The sequence below is a fragment of the Sulfitobacter sp. 1A13353 genome (assembly GCF_043557255.1).
Lineage (GTDB): Bacteria > Pseudomonadota > Alphaproteobacteria > Rhodobacterales > Rhodobacteraceae > Sulfitobacter > Sulfitobacter faviae.
This window is the reverse complement of sequence record NZ_JBIFFS010000020.1, coordinates 1-4,202: the sequence shown is the minus strand read 5'-3', so window position 1 is coordinate 4,202 and position 4,202 is coordinate 1. Positions and strand designations below refer to the sequence as shown.

Below are 4,202 nucleotides of genomic sequence, written 5' to 3'. Positions count from 1 at the left end.
CTCAGACGGACTGATCAGCTCGGCCGTCGAAAGCGCCCGGCCAGCCGCGAGTTACACCACGCTATGGGGCATGATCCCCACAAAGGCCTTAACAATCGGGCCGAGAACAGCCATTTGCCGTTTCGAAAACGAGAGCGGTGCATGCAAGGGTTTCGCTCTCCGGGCGGGTTGCAACGGTTTGTAGCCTGTCATTCTGCCACCAGAAACCGCTTCTCGATACCTGCCCGCCGCCGTTCCGCAATCGAAACACGCTATCACAGAATAGAGGCCTTCGACGCCTGGAAGGAGGCTGCGAGCATCTGAAGCTCAAAGACCGGCCATCTATTCGCGGGTGGCAAGTTAAGTTGACAACACCGTGGCTGGACCCCACTTAAAAATGGAGGAATTACCTCTGGGGACTGGTCAAAACTGAGCTTACGTCTCATCTATAGGCGCGGCGCTACTTCACATATAGACTGTGACCAGATAGCCAGTGAAGAGTACGAGAATAAGCACACTCATGAAATAACTAATGCCTTATGTATAATCATATAGATTCAGACTCGTTTTTCTTCTTACTTCTCGATATCTCTCGTATGTTGCGGGCCGAATTTGAGCACGGGGTAAACAAAGCAGAGCTGGAAATTACTCCAAGCGAAGCACGAACACTGGTAAATATAGCGCGTTTTGGTCCCTTGGGCCAAAATGACCTAGCAGATATGAGTGGGTTTGGTGCGATGAGCGCCACCCGAATGCTGAAAAATTTGGAAGATGCAGGTTTGGTGTCCCGAAGCACAAACCCGAATGATCGCCGTGTAAAGATGGTTCAGATAGACGACAAAGCAGCCCCTCTATTGGCTAAATTAGCAGATATTAGCGACGAAGTTAAAGGGGTTACGAAGGGGAGCATACCCGGTCAAAACTGGCGGGCGTTTGAAAACCTACTAAAGGTTGTTCGCGACAATCATCTAGCTGCTTATCATGCAAAGAACCTAATAGAAATCGAACCTAAGTAATATTCATAGATTGAGTAGTAAGTTACGACACGTGATCCGCTCCACCCGATCATTCACTTCGAGAATCGCGCCCGCCAAAGCTCCATCGGTTGTGGCGCGGTCAGCACCAGAAGCTATCAATCTCAAGACATCGGCACACGCCGCGCAAACCGTCCAATGATAGAACAAGGTCGTAAAAATAGGACGGGCCATAGGCGACTTCCGCAAGAGCTTTGATCTCCGCGCTTTCAGCGGCATAGAGGCCATCTTTGATAAAGCAATAGAATTTCGGCGTGACTGCATGCGTTTTTGAGCTACTCCCCTGTTGATTGTCACTGGACCGGCCCCCGTTTCACCGGACACCTAAGCGGTTTCGGTTTTGGCCTTGATGAACTCGCGAGGCGAGCGCCATTTTAGGCCGCTGTGTGGGTGGTTGTTGTTATAGTCCTCGTTCCAATCTCCTATCAAATTTAGAACGGTTTCGGCATTGGGTAGCGGGTTAACGCGCACGTAATCGCGCTTGAGCGTTTTTACGAAGGCTTCGGACATGCCGTTGGATTGCGGGCTTGATACTGGCGTGAAGCATGACTTCAGGCCGAGTTGGCGAGCAAAGACGCGGGTTTCCTTTGCCGTATAGCAGCTGCCATTGTCGGATAAGACCTCAACAACCTCTGGGGCGTAATAGCTGCCGAAGCGTTTTTCGACGGCCTCCAGAAGCATGTCACGCACGTCCGAGCCGCTAATCCCGGCATTGGCGACAGCCCGCCAAGCGATGACCTCGCGATCATGAGCATCGAGCAAGAACGCCGCGCGGATAACATCGCCATTCCAGCAGGTGAACTCCAGCCCATCAGAGCACCAGCGTAAGTTCGACCGCATCATGATGACCTTGCCGTCATGGGCGCGTTCGGGCCGGTCGAAGCCGGATCGCTCCAGCAGCAGGTGATTGGCCTTCATAATGCGATAGACGCGTTTGTGGTTTGCCGGGGCAAGGCCTTCTGCCTTGAGCTCCCGGTTCAGCACAGCGGTGATCCGGCGGTAGCCATAGGTTGGGCGCTCTGCCACCAGACGCTCAATACGAGGCAAGAGCGCCGCGTCCTGAGCTTTATAGTAGCTCCGACGCGGCTCCGTGCTTCCGCTCTGGCGTTCATGCAGGTTCGATCGGGATACACCTAAGGTTTGTGCCACCGCCTTCATCGGGAACCGCCCGGTTTGAGGTGCCGCAGGCACGCGCAAGCAATGTCGGTTTTTTTGAGCGGGACTTGTCGAGCGCTTCCTTCAAGATCTCCACTTCCAGCGTTTTGCGTCCTAGCTGGCGCTCAAGCTCCCGAACGCGGGCCTCCATCTCTCGAAGACCCTTATTGCTGGTCACGCTGTCATCCCCTGTCACAGCGACACTCCCTCCCTCAAGCATCAATCTACGCCAACGATACAAGAGATTGGGCGCCACCCCATTACGACGAGCAACGGCGGAAACGCTGTCCTCGTCATAGAGGGTCTCCTCAACAACCCGCAGCTTTTCTGCCGCGGACCAGCGTCGACGGCGTCCGCCATCGGTAATGATTTCCATCTCAGACAAAAGCACATGCTTAAGGCTATCCTTAAGCCTTGTGTGGTTGCCGTCCGTAGTGCAAGAGCCATTCTGACTTTTAAACGTGTGATCGAGTTCGGTCTTGTGTCAGGCCTCAAATTTGGCTTTGCTTTGGTCGGAGCCGCGGGCCGGTATGGTGATCCGCGGATTGGGTCCAAATCTCCTTGGCGAGCTTGACGCTCCTTGGCTTAAACTGGTTTCCACAATCCGGATCTGTTCGATCATACGCCCATTCAGGTCATCGACTTCTCACACCTCCTTGCCGGGCTTGGCTTTTAGTTCGTCGGCATGTCACATAGCCGCAGCCAAGGCCGGATCTCGATAATCTTCGTTTTTGATCAGCATAGCCCAGATCGTTCGCGCCATCTTGTTCGCCAGCGCGACTGCCACCAACATCCGTGGCTTCCTTGACAGTATGCGCGCCAACCATGATCCCGCCTTAGGCGGCTTACGGCTAGCCCAATTCACACAAGCCATCGCGCCGATGATTAGCAGCCTTCGGATATCAGCCTGACCAGCTTTTGATACCCGGCCTAGCCTTTCTCTACCACCAGACGAAAATTGCCGGGGAACGAGCCCAAGCCAGGCCGCAAAATCGCGACCACAGCGGAAGTTCTCCATAGCTGGCGCGAAGGCTTCAATAGCCAACGCAGTCACCGGACCTACGCCTGGCATAGTCTGAAGCCGCCGCGCGGACTTACTATGTCGGGATAATTCCGTGAGCCTCTTCGTTCTCTTCTCAATTCGCGCCGTCTGCTCACCAATCTGAGCTAACAAATCGTGGCACTCTTCCCGAACAAGCTCGGGGAGGTCGATCTCGTCCCCTTCGATCACGGCCTTGATCTGCTTGATGCGACCAATACCGAGTGGAATGACCTGACCGTATTCGTAAAGCATCGATCGAAGCGCGTTTACCAATTCAGTCCTCTGACGAACCACACGTTCGCGTGCTCGGAACAGGGCAGCCCGTGCTTGCTGCTCGGAAGTCTTAGGCTGCACAAAACGCATCTCTGGCTGGCGCGCAGCAATAACAATTGCTTCCGCATCTGCAGCATCGTTCTTTTGGCGTTTGACAAAGGGTCGTACATATTGCGGTGCAATCAGTTTTACATCATGGCCCGCTTTGGCTAGTTCGCGGGCCCAGTAATGGGCACTTCCGCAAGCTTCTATTATGACAAGTGCTGGCGGTTGCTCCGTGATGAATCGGAAGAATTGTCCACGTGACAGTTTCTTCCGGCACTTCACATGACCTGTCATCGATGCCACGTGAACCTGGAAAGCATTCTTCGCCAGGTCAATCCCGATCATTGTATCCTTCATGTCGCCGTCCTCTCTATTCTGGGGCTGTGCCAGCCACAATTTTGGCACAACACGATGCCGTTTGGGGAGGACGGCAACCACCCCATCTCCTTGGTCAGTCCAAGGTGTCCGGTCGAAATGGGGGCCAGTTCACCTGCACGCGCTTGCCGAGCTTGATATAAAGCTTAACCGCGCGCAATCGTTCTTCGTAGCTGTACATTGACTATCTCCAAGATAGTCCAACTTTTCGTCCGCACCCCCACCGGGTCATGTATGGATACCCCCGTTCGCGCAAGATGGTTTTTCGACATAGTGACGTGTGATCGGGTGCGGTCATG

General features: G+C 54.1%; 4 protein-coding genes. 2 read left to right on the top strand and 2 right to left on the bottom strand.

All coding sequences use genetic code 11. The features are described from left to right. Together ACGYLO_RS22015 and ACGYLO_RS22010 are read left to right on the top strand one after the other, a co-directional pair. Positions 1 to 303 (top strand): DDE-type integrase/transposase/recombinase (locus ACGYLO_RS22015; RefSeq protein ID WP_394377451.1); only part of this gene is annotated, 303 nt, incomplete at its 5' end. A 215-nt stretch (positions 304 to 518) separates the two neighbouring features. Beyond that, positions 519 to 995: a MarR family winged helix-turn-helix transcriptional regulator gene (locus tag ACGYLO_RS22010; protein ID WP_276154758.1), complete on the top strand. Its 477-nt coding sequence runs from the start codon at positions 519 to 521 to the stop codon at positions 993 to 995. A 342-nt stretch (positions 996 to 1,337) separates the two neighbouring features. On the opposite strand, the gene ACGYLO_RS22005 is transcribed toward ACGYLO_RS22010, so the two are convergent. Both ACGYLO_RS22005 and ACGYLO_RS22000 read right to left on the bottom strand, forming a co-directional pair. Beyond that, a protein-coding gene (locus ACGYLO_RS22005) for an IS3 family transposase (RefSeq protein ID WP_394377452.1) occupies positions 1,338 to 2,544 on the bottom strand; the annotation gives its coding sequence in 2 pieces (ribosomal slippage) (positions 1,338 to 2,210 and positions 2,212 to 2,544; 1,206 coding nt in all). Positions 2,545 to 2,856: 312 nt separating this feature from the next. After that, on the bottom strand, positions 2,857 to 3,885 hold the full coding sequence (locus ACGYLO_RS22000; protein ID WP_394377450.1) for an IS110 family transposase: 1,029 nt from the start codon (positions 3,883 to 3,885) through the stop codon (positions 2,857 to 2,859). Positions 3,886 to 4,202: the final 317 nt, after the last annotated feature.

Excerpts from the sequence above, each read along its gene's own strand:
- ACGYLO_RS22010 (WP_276154758.1), top strand. The coding sequence starts at position 519 with ATGTATAATCATATAGATTCAGACTCGTTTTTCTTCTTACTTCTCGAT.
- ACGYLO_RS22000 (WP_394377450.1), bottom strand. The coding sequence starts at position 3,885 with ATGAAGGATACAATGATCGGGATTGACCTGGCGAAGAATGCTTTCCAG.